General features: G+C 60.5%; 13 protein-coding genes. 3 read left to right on the forward strand and 10 right to left on the reverse strand.

Annotated elements, in window-relative coordinates; all coding sequences use genetic code 11:
* The 3 genes from BV034_RS11180 to BV034_RS11190 all read left to right on the forward strand — a co-directional run.
* Positions 1-3018, forward strand: a 3018-nt coding sequence (locus BV034_RS11180) for a hypothetical protein (RefSeq protein WP_050027001.1), incomplete at its 5' end; no start/stop codon positions are given.
* A gap of 109 nt (positions 3019-3127) precedes the next feature.
* The gene (locus BV034_RS11185) at positions 3128-3943 is read left to right on the forward strand and encodes a metallophosphoesterase (protein WP_265592872.1); all 816 of its coding nucleotides are present in this window, start codon (positions 3128-3130) and stop codon (positions 3941-3943) included.
* Between the two features lie 310 nt (positions 3944-4253).
* Positions 4254-4907 carry an SGNH/GDSL hydrolase family protein gene (locus BV034_RS11190; protein ID WP_050027006.1) on the forward strand — a complete coding sequence of 218 codons (654 nt, stop codon included), beginning with the start codon at positions 4254-4256 and terminating at the stop codon, positions 4905-4907.
* Between the two features lie 121 nt (positions 4908-5028).
* Here BV034_RS11190 and BV034_RS11195 read toward each other — a convergent pair whose 3' ends face one another.
* From BV034_RS11195 to BV034_RS11240, 10 genes are all read right to left on the reverse strand, one after another.
* Complete coding sequence (locus BV034_RS11195) at positions 5029-6462, reverse strand: DUF1501 domain-containing protein (RefSeq protein WP_050027008.1); 1434 nt, start codon at positions 6460-6462, stop codon at positions 5029-5031.
* 35 nt (positions 6463-6497) lie between these two features.
* Positions 6498-8990 carry a PSD1 and planctomycete cytochrome C domain-containing protein gene (locus BV034_RS11200; RefSeq protein ID WP_050027010.1) on the reverse strand — a complete coding sequence of 831 codons (2493 nt, stop codon included), beginning with the start codon at positions 8988-8990 and terminating at the stop codon, positions 6498-6500.
* A gap of 97 nt (positions 8991-9087) precedes the next feature.
* Positions 9088-11364 (reverse strand): redoxin domain-containing protein, encoded by a 2277-nt coding sequence (locus tag BV034_RS11205; RefSeq protein WP_050027011.1) that lies wholly within the window; start codon positions 11362-11364, stop codon positions 9088-9090.
* A 161-nt stretch (positions 11365-11525) separates the two neighbouring features.
* On the reverse strand, positions 11526-12458 hold the full coding sequence (locus tag BV034_RS11210) for an alpha/beta hydrolase (protein ID WP_050027013.1): 933 nt from the start codon (positions 12456-12458) through the stop codon (positions 11526-11528).
* A 182-nt stretch (positions 12459-12640) separates the two neighbouring features.
* Positions 12641-13087: an IS200/IS605 family transposase gene (gene tnpA, locus BV034_RS11215; RefSeq protein ID WP_063768751.1), complete on the reverse strand. Its 447-nt coding sequence runs from the start codon at positions 13085-13087 to the stop codon at positions 12641-12643.
* A gap of 216 nt (positions 13088-13303) precedes the next feature.
* Positions 13304-13753, reverse strand: a complete 450-nt coding sequence (locus BV034_RS11220) for an AAA family ATPase (RefSeq protein WP_050027014.1) — start codon at positions 13751-13753, stop codon at positions 13304-13306.
* Positions 13754-13871: 118 nt separating this feature from the next.
* Positions 13872-14939, reverse strand: a complete 1068-nt coding sequence (locus tag BV034_RS11225) for an ADP-ribosylglycohydrolase family protein (RefSeq protein ID WP_050027016.1) — start codon at positions 14937-14939, stop codon at positions 13872-13874.
* Positions 14926-16095, reverse strand: a complete 1170-nt coding sequence (locus BV034_RS11230) for a TIGR02452 family protein (protein ID WP_081887739.1) — start codon at positions 16093-16095, stop codon at positions 14926-14928. Before BV034_RS11230 ends, BV034_RS11225 begins: the two co-directional genes overlap by 14 nt.
* Positions 16096-16133: 38 nt before the next feature.
* Entirely contained in the window at positions 16134-16688 is a 555-nt protein-coding gene (locus BV034_RS11235) for an RNA 2'-phosphotransferase (RefSeq protein WP_050027019.1), read from the reverse strand.
* A gap of 55 nt (positions 16689-16743) precedes the next feature.
* A partial coding sequence (locus BV034_RS11240; protein ID WP_050027020.1) for an ADP-ribosylglycohydrolase family protein occupies positions 16744-17353 on the reverse strand: 610 nt, incomplete at its 5' end.

The following is a 17353-nucleotide window of genomic DNA, read 5'->3' on the forward strand; positions in this document are numbered from 1 at the left end:
CCGCTGGAGCTGCGCTATGAGTTCTCCATCTACAATGCGGGGAATCCAGCGTGGTCCACGGCCGATACCACGGGTGGATGGCTCACCAACCACCCGCCACCGCAGGCAGCCCTCTTTGTGGGGGCGGACAAGGCACCTACTGGCAAGTCCATGGTGTACCTGGGCAGTGCGGTGAGTGAAGGGGGGGCGGGCCTGGCCTGGGTCGGCCTCGATGGCGTCAAACTGGGGGGCCGGGGATGGATCGGCGGGAACTGGACGGCCGCCCCTCATCTGGCAGCGGATCGTGGCTCCAAAGCTCTGCCAGACGTTTATGCCTATGTGGCGGCCACCTGGACCGCCACCAGTGACAATCGCAACATGAAAGATGGCGAGCTGCGCATCACCGGGCTCACGGCGAAGGGCGACAAGGCGATCCTGAAGATGCCTTTTAATCCACCAGCCTATGTGGAGGATGGCTCGCATGGAGATCACCACTGGCTGAGCCAGTTGGCCGGGATCGCTGCTCACGATGGCGTGGTAGTGGCCAGCATGCCGAAGCTGGGGAAACTGCTCTTCGTCGACGCCGCAGCGGGCAAGGTGATCGGAGAGGTGTTGCTGCCGGGAGCCCGGGGTGTGGCCTTTGATGCGAAAGGGCGGCTGCTGGTAGTGACGGAGAAGAAGGTGTTCCGCTATGGCGGAGACGTGCGGCTTGTGGCCCAGGGGGTGGCGCCCGAGGCGGTGATCACCTCCGGGCTTGAGGACGGGCAAGGAATCACTCTGGATGGTTCAGGAAACATCCTCGTGAGTGACCATGGTGCCTCGCATCAGGTCAAGGTCTTCAGCCCGGAAGGGAAGCTGGTGCGGGCGATCGGCCGCGCCGGAGTGCCCAAGGCGGGCGCGTATGATCCGCTGCACATGAATCAACCCATGGGCATGGCGGTGGATGAGAAAGAGAACATCTGGGTGGCGGAGCATGACTTCCAGCCCAAGAGAGTGAGCGTGTGGTCTCCTGAAGGGAAGCTGGAAAAGACCTTCTATGGCCCGGGGCGCTACGGCGGTGGCGGTACGCTGGACCCCGTGGACAAGACCCGATTCTACTACGACGGCCTCGAGTTCAAACTGGACTGGGAGAAGGGCACGAGTGTGCCGGTGGCCGTCATTTACCGGCCGGGCGGGGATGAACTGAGCAACCAGTTTCGCTCAGGGGCACCGGAAGGAACGGTGCATGTGGAGGGGCGTCAGTACATGACGAACAGCTACAACAGCAATCCCACTGGTGGACATGGCTTTGTGACGGTGTGGCTTTTGAAGAATGCAGTGGCGACGCCCGTGGCTTCCTTGGGAAGGGCGGATTTGTGGCCGTTGTTGAAGGAGGATCGCTTCCGCTCGCGCTGGCCACAGGGTGTGGACCTTGCTTCTGACAAGACCAGGAATCAGGTGCTCTTTGCCTGGAGTGATCTCAATGAAGACGGGCGGGTGCAGGAGGAGGAGGTGCAACTGCAAAAAGCGGGCGGTGGCGGTTATACGTTGATGAGCGACCTCTCCATCACGGCCTCCCGGGTGGATGACAAGGCGGTGCAGTATTCCGTGACGCGTTTCACCAAGACAGGGGTGCCGGTCTATGAACTAACGGCTGGAACGGTGCTGGCGACGGGTGTGCAGAACCCGGCCTCCTCAGGCGGGGATCAGGTGCTGGTGTCGAAGGACGGATGGAGCGTGCTGACGGTGGCACCCTTGCCGTATGCCAAGGAAGGTTTCGGCGGGGTAAAAGATGGCGTGCCCATGTGGAGCTACCCAAGCGTCTGGCCGGGGCTTCATGCCTCTCACGAGGCGGCCGTGCCGGATCAACCGGGACAGGTGATCGGCAGCACCCGTCTCTTAGGTGGGTTCATTGAACCCGCCGGAAAGGATGTGGGCCCGCTCTGGGGGATCAATGGCAATATGGGGGACGCATACCTCTTCACGGCAGACGGGTTGTTTGTGGCGCAGTTGTTCCAGGACTCCCGGCTGGGCAAGCCGTGGACGATGCCACGGGCGGAGCGGGGGGCGTTGCTCAATGAGCTGACCCTGCATGATGAGAACTTCTTTCCCACACTGGCCCAGGCTTCAGATGGGAAGGTGTATCTCTGTGACGGCTCGCGCACCAGTCTGGTACGGGTGGACGGGCTGGAAAGCCTGAAACGCCTGCCAGCGACGGAGCTGCGAGTGACCGAAAAAGAGCTGAAAGCCGCGACAGCATGGCGGGTGCAGGCGGAGGTGGCGCGTCAACAGGCACGTGGCACCGGCACCCTGGAAGTGCCGTTGTTGTCTCAAACTCCTGTAGTGGATGGCAAGATCGGGGAGTGGGAAAAGGCCGTGTGGACGGTGATCGACCGGAGGGGCACGGCGGCCAACTTCAACAGCGACAGCAAACCGTATGACATCACCGGAAGTGTGGCCATCGCGGGTGACCGGCTCTATGCCGCCTATCGGACGCAGGATGCCGAACTGCTCAAGAACTCAGGCGAAACTCCGAATGCCCCCTTCAAGACGGGAGGCTGTCTTGACCTCATGATTGGCACCGATGAGAAAGCGGATCCCAAACGCCCACGTCCAGTGGCGGGAGATCAGAGGTTGCTGGTCACCCAGGTAAGGGGCAAGACGGTGGCTCTGGTGTATCGCGCAGTTGTACCTGGAACCAAGACCCCCGTGCCATTCTCCTCGCCCTGGCGCACCATCACGCTGGATGCGGTGGTAGATGTCAGCACGGAAGTGGAGCTGGCCAGCAGTTTAGAAAAGGATGAGAAGGGCAAGGTGAAGAGTGCCTTCTACGAGATCTCCATTCCTCTGTCTGCCTTGGGCTGGAAACCCACTGCAGGGTCGGAAGTTAAAGGGGATATCGGGATCTTGCGAGGCAATGGCTTCCAGACATTGCAGCGGGTCTATTGGAACAACAAAGCCACTGGCATCACGGCAGACGTGCCCAGTGAGGCCGAGTTGACTCCTGCGTTGTGGGGGAAATGGAAGGTGGTGCTGGCTTCGCCTCAGACAAAAGACTAGAAGACACCAGACTCCAGACATGAAAGATAGTGTTGTTGCTACATCAATCGTCCGCCGAGTTCTCCTGAAGCGGGGGGCGCTCTGCCTCGCCGCCAGTGTAGGAGCGCGTATGCTCGCTGTCGAGGAGGGGACGCCTGCCTTGATCAAGATTGGTCTGCTCACGGACCTGCACTACGGGGACAAGGAACCGACGAAGACGAGGTTCTACCGGGAAACGCCGGCAAAGCTGAAGGAGGCCGTGGCCAAGTTCAATGAAATCAAACCGGCATTTGTGATTGAGCTGGGAGACTTGATTGATCAGGCACCCACGGTGGAGCAGGAGATCGCCTGGCTGGAGGAGATTGACAAGATCTATGCAGGCCTAACCTGTCCCCGTCACTACGTGCTGGGGAACCACTGTGTGGCGACGCTGACGAAGGAGGAGTTTGCCCGGCATTCAGGAGCGTCCAAGGCACCGCACTATTCATTCGATCAGAATGGCGTGCGCTTTGTGGTGTTGGACGCTTGTTACCGGTCGGATGGCGCACCTTACGGGCGGAACAACGCTGACTGGAAAGATGCCAATGTGCCAGGGGCCGAGCTGGAGTGGTTGAGGAAGGATCTCGCCGCGACAGCGGGCCCGGTGGTGGTATTTGCCCATCAGCGGCTGGATGAGGCCGCTCCGCATAGTGTCCTGAATGCGGCCGAGGTACGAAAGGTACTGGAGGACAGCGGGAAGGTGCTGGCCGTGTTTCAGGGGCACTCCCACAAGAACGACTACCAGCAGATTCAGGGCATCCACTACTGCACCCTGGTGGCGTTGATCGAGGGCACGGGAGTGGAGAATAACGGGTACGGGGTGCTGGAAGTGATGCCGGACCGGTCGTTGAGGTTGCGCGGGTTCAGGAGGCAGGTGGAGCGGCAGATGGCGGTCAAGGTGGGGTGAGGTGCGGGGCGGCAAGGAGAAGCTTGCTGCTGCCATCCCTCCGGGATGGGTTCTATTTGTTGAGGGCACCGGAGGTGTCAGTCGCTACGCTCCTTCAACCTCTGGCTAAGGGCTGCGATGCCTCCGGCATCAGTGCAGCGGAAACGTGCTCCCAAGGGTGAGTGTCGTATCACGAGCCAGTCCCCTGTCAATCCGGCCGGACCAATGAGGTGGCTGCACCACATTGGTTCCATGCTGTCAGCCAAGAGGTGGATGGGGACCAAACTTTTCTTGCATTCTCCCTTCTTTCGCCCAATCCAGAGGGACTCGAATGAAAACCATCCTCTGCTACGGCGATTCCAATACGTGGGGTTATGATCCAGTGGCCACCGCTGCGTCGGCTTTCCCGCGACGGCACGCCCATGATGTGCGCTGGACCGGTGTATTGGCACGCGAACTGGGCCCAAGCTATCGGGTGGTGGAGGAGGGGCAAAACGGGCGCACGACCGTGCATGACGATCCCATCATGGGAAATCGCAACGGGCGGAAGTATCTGCCTGCCTGTCTGGAGTCGCACAAGCCGATCGATCTGGTAGTGCTGATGCTGGGCTCCAATGACCTGAAAGCGATGTTCAACCTGCCGGCGGGTGAGATCGCGGCCGGGGCGGGGCAACTGGTCAAGTTGATCCGTCAAAGTGATGCCGGGGTGGAGGCTGCCGCACCCCAGGTGCTGCTGTTGTGCCCGCCTCCGGTGGGCGACATGAGCCATCTGCCGGATCTTGATGAGAAGTTCACTGGGGTGGCCGCCAAGGCAAAACGTTTTCCGCAGCACTACGCCGCCGTGGCCCAGCTACACGGCTGCGCTTATCTCAATACGCAGACGGTGGTAACTCCAAGTACGCTTGATGCCCTACACCTCGAGGCCGGTGAGCATGAAAAGCTGGGCAAGGCGGTCGCAGATAAAGTAAGAGAAATTATGAATTAGAAATTAGGAATTATGAATGAAATGCAGTCCTGAGAAGTGCTTTGTCGCAGGAGGAATATTTCATTCATAATTCAGCATTCCTAATTTCGGATCTGTGCCTCTGTGGCTAGATTGAGGTTCGCTATGCGATTATTTCCTTTACTACGTTCCCATAGACATCGGTGAGCCGGAAGTCGCGGCCGGCGTAGCGGTAGGTTAGCTTTTCGTGATCGAGCCCCAGGATGGCGAGGATGGTGGCGTGCCAGTCGTGGATGTGCACTTTGTTCTCCACCGCTTCATAGCCGTAGTCGTCGGTGCTGCCGTAAGAGAGGCCGCCTTTCACGCCGCCGCCGGCCATCCAGAGGGTGAAGCCCTTGTTGTTGTGATCGCGGCCATCGCCTGACTGGCCGTGCGGGGTGCGGCCGAATTCGCCACCCCACATCACGAGGGTGTCTTTGAGCAGGCCGCGTTGCTTCAGGTCCGTGAGCAGGCCGGCGATGGGCTGGTCAATGGCGCTGCAGTTGCGCTCCAAGTCGGCGGTGAGGTTGCGGTGCTGATCCCAGTTGCCGAAGGAGACTTCGATGAACCGGACGCCTGCCTCCGCAAACCGGCGGGCCATGAGGCACTGGCGGCCAAACGTCTCCGTGGCGCTGTTGTCCAGGCCGTAGAGCTTTTTGGTGGCTTCGGTTTCCTTGGCCAGGTCCATGACCTGCGGCACCACGTTCTGCATGCGAAACGCGAGTTCGTTGCTCTGGATGACTCCTTCGATCTGGGGATCGTAGCCTTCCCGCTGGAGCTTGGCGCGGTTGAGCGTCTGCATGAAGTCGAGCTGGGTGCGCTCCACCTCCGCAGGATAGCGCGGGTTCGAGATGTTGCTCATGGTTTCCTGTCCGCCAGCGGCGCGGCGTCCGGGGCCGGCGCCACCACCGGGAAAACCGGCTGCACCGATCTTGGTGCCCTGGTAGATGGCGGGGAGAAAGGCGCTGCCGTAGTTCTTGGCACCACCGTTCTGGGCCGGGGGATTGATGGTGATGAAGCCGGGCAAGTTCTCATTCAGCGTGCCGAGGCCGTACAGGGCCCAAGAGCCGAGAGACGGCCGCACAAACTGGGACGTGCCCGTGTGCATCTGGCTGAAGGCCTGGGGATGGTTGGGCAGATCCGTGTGCATGGAGCGCACCAGGGTGAGGTCGTCAGCATGGTTGGCCACGTTAGGAAACAACTCGGAAATCCACAGTCCGCTGCGGCCGTGTTGCTTGAACTGGAACCGCGGTGCGAGCAGGGTGGCGGGGCCTCCGCGACCTCTTCCTGATTCCTTGCCATCGTCGGCCGCCAACTTGGGCTTGTAGTCAAAGGTATCGACATGCGATGGGCCACCAGACATGCAGAGGAAGATGACGCGCTTGGCCCTTGGAGCGAAGTGGGGAGCCTTGGCCGCGAGCGGAGACGCCCCGCCTGCGGTGCCCTGTTCGGCGGCCCAGGTGGAAAGTGCGCTGAAGGCCAGGTAGCCGAACCCGCTGGAAGTGCCCTGGAGGATGCGGCGGCGGCTAAAAAGGGGCAGGTCACTGGACATGTTCATGGCGGCAGGCGGGTGAAGGGGAAGGAGGCTGGCAATCAATCCAGGTGGCGGAACTCGGCAGACGCCATCAAAGACTGGCAGAAGGCGCTCCAGGCGTAAGGGGTGAGGTCCGAACCTTTCGACTTGGCCTTGGCGGCGTCCTGGGTGTATTCGCTGAAGAAGGTGTAGGCGGCACGAATCTCCTCCGCGGTGGGCGCGCGGCCCAGTGCCGTCCAGAAGGCGAACTGAATGCGGCCAGGCTGATCTTTGGCCGAAGCATAGACGCGACGGGCGAAGGCGTCGCTGAGCTCCTGCACCTGCTTGTTGTTGAGCAGATAGAGGCTCTGAGCAGGCACGTTGGTGGCCTCCCGGTCGCCCGTGACGAGGCTGGGATTGGCAAAGTCGAAGAGGGACAGCGCTTCCGGGACCAGATCGCGCACGATCGGAAGATAGACGGAACGGTCATAGCGCGGCTCTTGCAATGTGGTAAAGAGCCGGAACAGACCTTCGCGTCCCTCACTCGCCCGGGCCACCACAGAGCCTTCCTGCGGATAGAGGTCCAACTTGCCGCTCACGAGAAGCATGGCATCTCGAAGGGACTCTGCATCCACCGTGCGGCTGGTCATGCGCCAGCAGAGGGTGTTTTCAGGATCGGCGGCAAAGTTCTGCGGCGCATGGAGGGTGGCGAGTTGGTAGGTGCGACTTAGCACGATCTCACGCACCATCTTCTTGATGGACCACCCGTGGTCCATGAAACGGAGGGCGAGGTGATCCAGCAGTTCAGGATGGGAGGGCTTCTCACCCATGGCACCAAAGTTGTCCACGGTGGGGACGATGCCACGGCCAAACAGCCAGCGCCACATGCGGTTCACCATCACCCGGGCCGTTTGGGGATTGTCGCGAGACGCCAGCCACTCTGCCAGTTCCAGGCGGCCGCTGCCGCGGGCAACGTGGGGAGGGGTTTCGTGAAACAACACTTGGACGAAACCTCGGGGTACAACAGTGCCGGGTTGCGTGGCCTCCCCACGGTTGAAGACGGGGCTGTCGATGGGGCGGGGGCGGTCGTACACCCCCATGGCCAGTATCCGGGGATTCCCGCTCTCATCATAGCGATTGAGCTCGCCTGAGAGGGTGCCGATCTGCTGGCGTAGGGCGAGGAGGCGGAGGTTGTCCGCCTCTTTCCCAGCGCGTCGCGCAGCCTGAGCGGTACGGAACGATTCTGCCTGGGTGCCTTTGGCCTCCTCCAGTCTACCAGCCAGTTGTGCCCGCTGGGCGGGGGAGATGCCCTCAAATCCCGCCGGCATGCCGGACTCACGACCGAGGTCGATGAGGTCGGAGGCATTCTGGTTCTGCAGCCCGCGATTGGTTCCATAGAGCGTTTCGCTGCTGAGGAAGATGCCTGCCAGGGCGTAGTAGTCCTTCTGAGGGATGGGATCAAACTTGTGATCGTGGCAGCGGGCGCAGGCGATGGTGATGCCCAGGACCGACTGGGAAAGGGTGTCAATCTGCTCGTCAGCGAGTTCGAGGGCAAACTGGCGCGGGTTGCGCTCGTTTTGAGGTTTTGACCCGATGGCCAGGAAGCCGGTGGCGATGATCTTGCGGCTCTGATCGGCGGCATCTTTGAAGGGCAGAAGATCCCCGGCCACCTGTTGTTTCACAAACTCGTTGTAGGGCAGGTCGCGGTTAAGGGCATCAATGACCCAGTCGCGATATCTCCAGGCGAAGGGGTAGAGCACGTTGGCATCGCGCCCGGCTGACTCCCCGTAGCGGGCGACATCCAGCCAGTGGCGGCCCCAGTATTCGCCGAAGCGTTCCGAGGCGAGGAGGTTGTCCACGACCCTGGCAAAGGCATCGGGCGACGTATCCTTCATGTACGCCTGGATGAGGTCGGGCGAGGGGGGCAGGCCGGTGAGATCAAAGGTTACGCGCCGCAGCAACTCAAGCCTGCCCGCATCGGCGACGGGTTGAAGCCCTTTTTCTTCAATACGGGCGAGGATGAAACGGTCGATATCGCCCTTGGGCCAGCTCGTGTTCTTGACCGTTGGAGTCGGGGAGGGCTTGGGTGGTTGAAATGCCCAGAAGGACCGGCCTGCGGCGATGTCGATCTCTTTCTTCTGCCACTGGGCGGAAGCAGTATTTGCATCGGCCACGGTGGGGCCGGTGCGGGGATCAGGGGCGCCCATTTTTACCCATGTTTCGAAGTCGGCGATGACGCTGTCGGGGAGCTTGCCCTTGGGGGGCATTTCCATGTCCTTGTTGCCATAGCGGATGGCTGCGATGAGGAGGCTGTCATCGATATTTCCGGGAACCAACGCTGGGCCATTGTCGCCGCCTTGCAGGGTGCCGTCCTTGGTATCGAGGACCAGGCCGCCCTTTACCTTCTTGGCAGAGGCGGAGTGGCAATCGTAGCATTTTTCCACCAGCACGGGGCGGATCTTGCGCTCGAAGAAGCGTGATTGCTCATCCGAGAGCCCAGCATCCGCTCCAGAGAGGGCGGGTGCGAGTGCCAGGAGTGCGACGGAGGGAAGAAAGACGGTCACGGGCTTCATGGCACGGGCATACAGTGGCTATCTGGTACAACCGCGGATCACTCCGGGAGTTGCACAGAGAAACGGACTATTTTGTGAGAGAGTGCGCTGGAGGAAATCAGCGGCCGGCTACCTTCGGCGAGACATACGGCACATAGTGCTCCACGTAGCCGATCATCATCTCATCAAAGGTCTGCTGGCCCCAGCGGACGTTCTTGGTGGGGTCAGGATTGGCAGGGTTGCCAGTGCTGTTGTCAAACACCGCTGTGATCTTCACAGTGCTGCCCCGTGGGATGAGCTTGGGTTGGGCCAGATTGTAGGCGAGCTGCCAGTTGAAGTCGTAGCGGGGGATATCGAGCAACACCTCCTGTTTGCCGTCGGGGTAGGTGACCTCGTACTTGAATGCCTTGCCCCGCACGTGCATGTGCGCCATAAAGGCTGTCATCATCATGTCCCAGGGGAGTTTCTGCTGGGCGGTCTCCACGTGATTGGCGGCACCAGCAGGGATGTTGAGCCGGGGCTGCGCCACCGCGTTCACATGCACCACATATTGAGGAGGTTGAGTGGCGAACTTGAAGCCAATCTTCAACTGGTCCTGAGTGGCCTTGCCATTCGGCGTGTAGTGAATCTGAAAATGCAGGGTGGCTCCAGCCGGGAGTTTCTTGGCAAAGCCTTCCGGCAGAATGCGGGTGCTATTGCCGGGAACATACGCGGCGTCGTAGCCCTCACGCTCGGCGCGTTCTTCATCCTTGGTGCCTGATTTGCCCTTCTCCACAACCTTGACGATCACGTGGTGAACGACGCCGCGATCCGTGGGAACGATCTCGTAAGATTGCACCCAGCGGTCTTCTGAGAAGTTGGTAGGTACCGTGACGTTCTGATAGGGCATGGTGCCCTCAGCCTTGATGTTGATGGGCTGGCCAAGCTGAAAAATCGCATCTGGTTCGCCAATGGCCCAGCCGCTCTGGAACTTGCGCGGTAGCGGGGCGTCAGCGATGTTGCCTTGAGGACGCCCGGACTCCAGCCACGTGAGGAGTGTGGACTTGTCCTGATCGTTCAAGGAGCGGTCGTTGGCCCAGGGCGTGCTGTGGGCCGGAGTCGTGGGCGCTGCAAACCACGGCGGCATGGCCCCGCGGGCGATCTGCTTCTTGATCATGCCTGCGTTTTCAATGACGTCGGCGTAAGTCTCGAGGCTGAAGGGGGCAAGTCCATCCTTGCGATGGCACTCCACGCAGTTGGCCTGAAGGATGCGGGAAATATCGCGATGGTAGGTGGCCTGAAGGGCGGGCGCATCGGCCACGACGGCGGGCTTGGCGGCATCCAGATCCAAAGCACACCCAGGTGCCGTGGTAGCGGCGATGAGGGGCAACCCACCCTGGATGAGGGATGCGAGTGCATCGCGGAGGAACTGCTTGCGAGGGGACTCCAGCTGGTAGCCCAGACCATATCGGTCGTTGATGGCACCGCGATACGTGAGGGTGCGTGCGGCATCCAGAAGGAACACCTCCGTGGTCACCGTAGCTTTCAGAGCTTGGGAAAGGGCCAGTGATTTGTCATGCACCAATGGTGCGGTAATGCCGAACTTGGCGGCGAAGGCCTTGATATCCTCCGGGGTGTCCGTCGGGATGGCGTTCACCAGCAGGAAGGCTACATTGTCCTTGGCACAGTCCTGCTGCAGTCTGGCAAGCTCTGGGCCAAGTTTCCCGCTCAGGGGACAGGAGGCGCTGAACCAGGCCAGCACCATGCCTTTGGACTTCTTGTAGTCGCTCAGTCGCTGGGTGGTGCCGTCGGTGAGGGTGAGGGCGAGATCTGGGATCAGGTGTCCAACGAGATGATCGCTGGCTTTGAGAATCTGGGGGCCTTCCGTGAGCGTTTTGTCGAGCTCCACGGGAGGTGGGGGAGGCGTGTCTCCAGGATCCTGGCCGTTCTGGAAGATGAGGGCTACCTTCTCGCGAGCTTCATCCTTGGAGACCATGCCATCGCCATTGGCGTCCAACCGGCTGCGCCACTCCGCCTGAGGCAGCTCTTGGGAGTCCAACTGACCGTCGCCGTTGCGGTCCAATCGCTTGAAGAGCTTTTCCAGGCGGGGGCCTGCTGCCGTTTCCGTTTGGGAGCTCTGAGCGGGAGTTTCATCCTTCGCCTTCTTCTTCTTGGCCAATTGCCAGAGGGCGAGCGCCGCACGGGATTCCTCCAGAGTGAGGGTGCCATCTTTATTCAGGTCCAGCTTGGGGAGGTAGGCTTCGCCATGGAACTCATCGCCGGAGATCTTCCCGTCAGAATCACGGTCGAACTGGCGAAACTTGTCCTCAATTTCATCCGCACGCAGGCCGGACCACGGCAAGGCCACGGCAGCGGTGAGCAGAAGGAGGGGAACCTTGGGGGTGGAGGATCTCATGGCAGGTCAAAAAGCAGGAAAAGATGGAATGCGAAGCGGGGAGTGGCTGCCAGGCTGGCCCGCCGTTTCCCCTCGTCCTGCATGAGACGACCGCACTAGGGGGCTGGTTACGGTAGAATCGAAATTCCAGAGTTTTGGATTCACTGCCGAGGATTTGCCGGTCAAAGCAAACCGAGAGAACGGAGGAACGCCTCCGTCTTGGCCTGGGTGTCTTCGTACAGGGGCTTCGTCCGCATGAGGTAGCCGTGGCCGCCGCCTTCGTTGATGTCGAGTTCACAACGGTTGCCAGCCTTGAGCATGGCCTCGTGGAAGGCCTTTGCTCCTTTGAAAGGCGTGACAGTGTCGCCACTGCCGTGGAAGACGAGGGTGGGTGGGGCTCCGGATTTGACCTGGTGGGCGGGGGAGATGGTCTGCCAGTCGCTGCCGACCTTGGCATTGCCGTAGCCTTCTGTGGAGGTGTCGATCACCGGGAAGAGCAGCACCAGGGCATTGGGCTTGCAGGAGATAGAGGCGTCCTCACCGGTTTCGTTGACGCTGTCAAAGAAGGCGGTGGCGGCAGCGAGATGCCCGCCCGCGGAACCTCCGCTGACAATGATCTTGTTGGGATCAACGCCGAGTTCCGTAGCGTGCGCTCGGACGTAGCGCACGGCCGAGCGGGCGTCTTTGACACAGTCGAATACGGTGGTTTGTGTTTTGGGCTTGTAGAGCCGGTATTGAACGCTGATGCCGACCATGCCGAGCTTGGCGAAATGATCAGCAAAGGGGAACATGCGCACGGGCGTCATACCGCCCCAGCCACCGCCGTGGATGGTGATGTAACAAACGCGTTTGTCCGTGGTTTTGAATCCCGTGGGCTCGAAGATGTGAAGCTGAAGCTGGCGGTCCCCGATGGTTTTGTAAGTGAGAGAGCGGGTGGGTTGGAGGCCTTCGCCGAGGGTGTCGACGTAGTCTTTGGATTTAGGTTTGGCAGGGGCTGGTGAGGTTGCTGGGGCGGGGGTGGGAGAGGTGGAAGGGGGAGTGTCAGCGGAAAGTGCAGATGAGGTCAGCAGGCCGGAGAGGGCGAGGATGTTGAAGGCGGGCGAGAGAAAACGCATACGACGGTCTAACGATGTGGAGGGGCGGGGTGTTGCAACGGAGGGCGGGAGGCGGGAGTGGAGGGGAGTGGCAAGGTAATTTTTTCCGTCCCGGAGGGACGTCGGAATGTAGCCGGTGGTGAAAACCACCGGATTATACCCCCCAGCCGAGTGCGCGTCCCGGAGGGACGCTGGATCGATCGTTACCACAAATGGCGTTCGTCGTACGACACCATCCCCGCTTGCAGCATTTCTATGTACTCCTCTTGAAACGATTTTACGCGGTGATGTTTCTCCTGATTCTGAATGTACCTAGCCACTCGTTCTAGGTGTGAAGGACTGACTGAGAATGCCCCGTACCCTTCTTGCCAGGAAAATCCCGCCAGCCGAAGCTCCTCGTGTATCCATCGTGAGGATACGCTCTTCATCCGTTGCGCAACGTCGGCCAGGCAATGCGTTGCCCGCAGGCTAATCAGAGCATGGACGTGATCCCCCATCCCTCCAATCATGTGAGGAAACACGTTCTCTGACTTGAGTATACCACCCATGAACTCATGGACACGGGGCCGCAGCGTTGGGGCAAGCCACTGTTCTCGATTCTTAGTACTGAAGACAACGTGAACATGAAAGGCCAAGTGGGTGGATGGCATCCTTCACTCTTGGCGCATAACCACTCCGTGCGCAAATCGATCCGGCGTCCCTCCGGGACGCGGGTGGTAGAGGGGGGAGGTGGTCCGGTGGTTGTCACCACCGGCTACTGTCCGGCGTCCCTCCGGGACTGATGAAATACACGAGCCACCACAAAGACGCCCGGCATGAACCGGGCGTCGTCCATGGCTTCCAGGGACCGCATTTTGTTTTCGAGGTCATCGAATCTCACAAGCAAATTCCTCCACGACGAACGAGCCCGCTTCGATGCGGACCACGCTCAATTGATCATAACCTTCGTCATACGAAGGCGTTTCCAGGGTTTTGGCGGCAGTCAAGATGGCCACCTCTGGGACCCGGGCCATGCCGGTGCGGGTGGTGTTGCGTCGCAGCGCCTCTTCCACATCGGCATCAAAGAAATACCCGTGAATGGAGAAGTGGTTGAGCCGTGCCCGACGGATGTAGTCTGCCCTCGCCGCGCGGGTGAGGTTCGTGTTGTCCACAACCATCTGGGCCTTGCCTTCCAGGCAGGCGCGGTAGAGGATGGATTCCCGGTGACGGGTGCGCAGCATGTCGAGGTTGATGCGGACGTGCGTATCGGCAAACCGTTGCTTGTAAAACAACGACTTGCCTGAGGCAGGGATGCCGGTGAAGAGCATGAGTTGCATGGGGAGGCAGCATGATGTCCTGTCTCTGGCTATGGAGAAAACTTGGAAATTGCAGGATGCATGACTCAATAGTCATGTGTAAAAGACAAGCTGATCCCGTCGGTGAAGGTCCCCTGGATCAGTAGGGAGGAAAGAGACGTCGAAATCCGTGGAACAGGACCACGAGGAGAAAGCCCAGATTCCGCGGCAGCACCTGTATCCAACTGGGAAAGGATGGTCTGGATGTTGGTGCGGTTGTCTCCGGAGCCATCGCCATGATGCGCCCGAGGTCGAGGAGATAGCACCGCGTTACTGGCCAGTCACACCAGCCCTGGATCCACCCTGAAGGAATGCCTCCGATTCCGACATCGAGTCCGGCGAGGGCACCGGCCATCGCGGCGGTCGTGTCCGTGTCTCCGCCACAGTGGACGACTTCTGTGAGGGTAGCTGTGAAGTCTCCCCGGTGGCGAAGCCACGCGTAGAGGGCGACGGGCACGCTACGATAGATATATCCTGAAACCCGCTGGGCACTGCCGAGTTCAATTGCCAGATCGGACACCGACCTGTTGGCGATCAGACTGCTCTGCATCAGTTTGACGGCATGGAGCCATTCGGCGTCGCTGCTCAAACTGCTCCAACTTTTGAAAAGGTCTGCAGCATGCTCATTGCCCGAAAGGATCCATGCCGCAGCCTGGGCGAGGGAATGGGCTCCGGTGAGGGCCTTGGGGTCCGTATGGGTCAACCGGGTGGAAGCTGCCACGAACTGCCGCATCAGAACAGGGTCATGTGCAAAGAAAGCCCCGATGATACTGCTGCGCATGCCGGGACCGTTGCCGGCAGAGAAGACGCCGTTGTTCCCCGGCTTCCATCCCAGCCAAAGCTTGATGATGGATCTTGCGGTGGCCAGTCCTACCCCAGCTGGAAAAAGCAACAGCCATCGTTTCAAATGACCTGCCAGGGTGGTTTGAAACAACTCAACGTCGCCCCGCGCCCGCAGGAGAGACAGGGTGGTGAAGACAAGATGCTCGGTGTCATCACTTCCCATTCCCCGGCCCGCAATGAACCGATGCCTGAGAGGGCCCGGCCAGAGGCGGGCAATGCGACCTCGGGTGAGCCCTTCAGAGGGAAGCCCGAGGGCATCGCCCATGGCAGCACCGAGGAGGAGGCCCTGTAGACGGTCCTCTGTCGAGGGGCTATTGGGGTGCATAGCTAGCCACTACTTCGATCGTGCCCACAATGTGGTCATTGAACTCCTCGAGTTCCTCGGCAGGAACCCAGAGTTCTTCGTGCTGTGAGACGCCGACGATTTGACGGTCGAATCGGGCCACGTACTCCGCATCGATTTCGAATTTCAGGACATGGCCGGCTCCTGCCGAGGGAACGTTCCAGTCGCGGGCAATCTGGGCCGCATAGGCTTCGTTCAGCACGGGATAGAAGATCGGCTGGTCTGGCAGGCGGGGTGGGAAACGCTTCCAGGCCGATGCCGAGATCAGTTCCAACTCTGCGGGACCGACCGGGCGATACAGCGTCAAGGTTGGTTTGGGTTCCGAGTTCATTTGAGACAAGGGGAAGGCAGCTTGGAAGGCATTCAGCACCGGGGTGCCCGGAGAAGAATCGCAGATCGCAAAGACAATGCGTTGGAATGTGCCCCCGAATGGCCCGTCGGGCCGGAGCAACTCCGCGAAGACGCCTGCCACCTGGGCGGGATCGTTCCGGAAAACGCCACAGCCCCAGGCGCCGAGGATCAAAGTCTCCACTCCTTGCTCTGTGGCGACTTGGAGCACCCGGTGAGCCCTTTGTCGCAATGTTGGCAGGATCGCGGGCGCGCGATGGGGTTCATTGCGATGCACGGCTCCGGCATTGGGCGCTGGTGCGGTGATGACTCCAGCGGTGAATGGGGCATCCAGCCAGGCGCCATCATCGTCGCGAAGGAATGGGACATTCGGTGACCAGATGATCCAGTCAGTGTAGAGGCAGGTGTCGCAGGTTCGGTTGATCTCGTAGTAAGCTGGCTGGCCAAGCAGACAAGGATAGAGTCCCGATGCAGCAGCGAGAGATTCTTCCTGCGCCAGGGCACCGTTGAGAAAGCCGCCGCCAGGATTCTTGGCGCTGGCAAAGTTCAGGCACGCCATGTTGGTCACACCTTCGGATTGCAACTGACGCAACGCGCCAATGGTGCTGGTTGACTGTACCTCAACCTGAGACTCGTATCGATTGTGGAGGGGAGGAGACAGGTGGGCATCAGGTGCAAAGCCACGACTGCTTTGCACAGCCTGGGCAAGGCAGCGTTTGACGTCCACCCACTCATTGCGGTCATTGTGATAGCCGCCGCTGTCCAGAGCTTGCAGGGTGGTTCGGGCCATTTCAGCCCTGGAGCTTCTCTTGCCGGAGATCTTGGTGTTCATTGGGGGAATTCGATGAAATTGGGCGGCACGCTGTCCGCCAACCACACCCCGTTGGTGGAGAGGTAAAAGGTGTGACCGGCGGCATGCATGGCGCTGGCTTTAATGGTCAAGATGATGGGCTTGCCACGGCGTGTGCCGACAATGCGCGCAATAGAGGAATCGGCGGAGAGATGAACATGATGACGCTCACCCTTGAGCAGACCTTGGGTCTGTATGGAATCGAGGAAAGCGTCCACGGTGCCATGATAGAGGACCGCAGGTGGAACCTGTGGGGTGTACCCTAGGTCAACTTCCACAGAATGTCCTTGGGACGCCCGGATGCGGGAACCATCGGCATTGAACTCGAAACGTTTCTTCTCGTTGGTGCTGACCAGAAGCTGGAGCGTGGGGAGGTCCAATCTGGGGCCATGGCGGTTGCAGGCATCGATTAGTTCGTTGGTCGAGGCCCAGCCTGCATCGTCAAGCACGAGACCGATTTCTTCGGGTTTGTGCCGGAGTACGAGGCTGAGGAACTTGCTGGTTTGCGTCAGTGCCTTGGGGGAAGGATGCATGATGATGAAGAGAGGGGTTGTTGGAAATAAAGTTGCTCAACCGCCGGGCCCGTGGCTAGGGGGGAAGCGGCTCTCTGGATTCGATCCATTCTTGAGGGATGCTTTGCACGCCTGCGGACAACGAAACGATGCTGCCTACGATGGCACAGGTGGTGTCCCGATCCCCCAATCCGCTGACGGTGGACCAGATCGCGGCGGGATAACTGTTCCAGTGTCGGGCAGCGCACCATAGTGCGAAGGGAACGGTGTCTTGCGCCAGCACGCGCTCGCCGCTGCCCAGCATGGCGGCGACCACGCCGGGAGGGCGGGTGAACGGGATGCCCATGGCGCGACGAATGATGCTTCGCGTTTCGCCATCTGGAAGATGAGAGTGGATGTGGGCTAGAACCTCTGGACAGGATTCACTCCCCGGATGATTCACAGCATATGCCGCAGCCAAGGCCACGGCCATTGCGCCAGCCTGACCTTCAGGATGGCTGTGGGTGACTTCTGCGGAGCGCTGCGCCTGTTCCAGGATCACCTCCACGAGATCACACGCAAACCATGCCCCCAGCGGACCGGTTCGCATGGCTCCGCCATTGCCCATGGAGCCCATGCCGTCGAAGGCTTCCGATGCCGCGACCTGCCAGGGCGCACCGCTGGCGATGGCTCGCAGAATCCGGTGA

It is taken from the genome of Verrucomicrobium sp. BvORR034 (assembly GCF_000739635.1).
In the GTDB taxonomy this organism is placed as follows: domain Bacteria; phylum Verrucomicrobiota; class Verrucomicrobiia; order Verrucomicrobiales; family Verrucomicrobiaceae; genus Verrucomicrobium.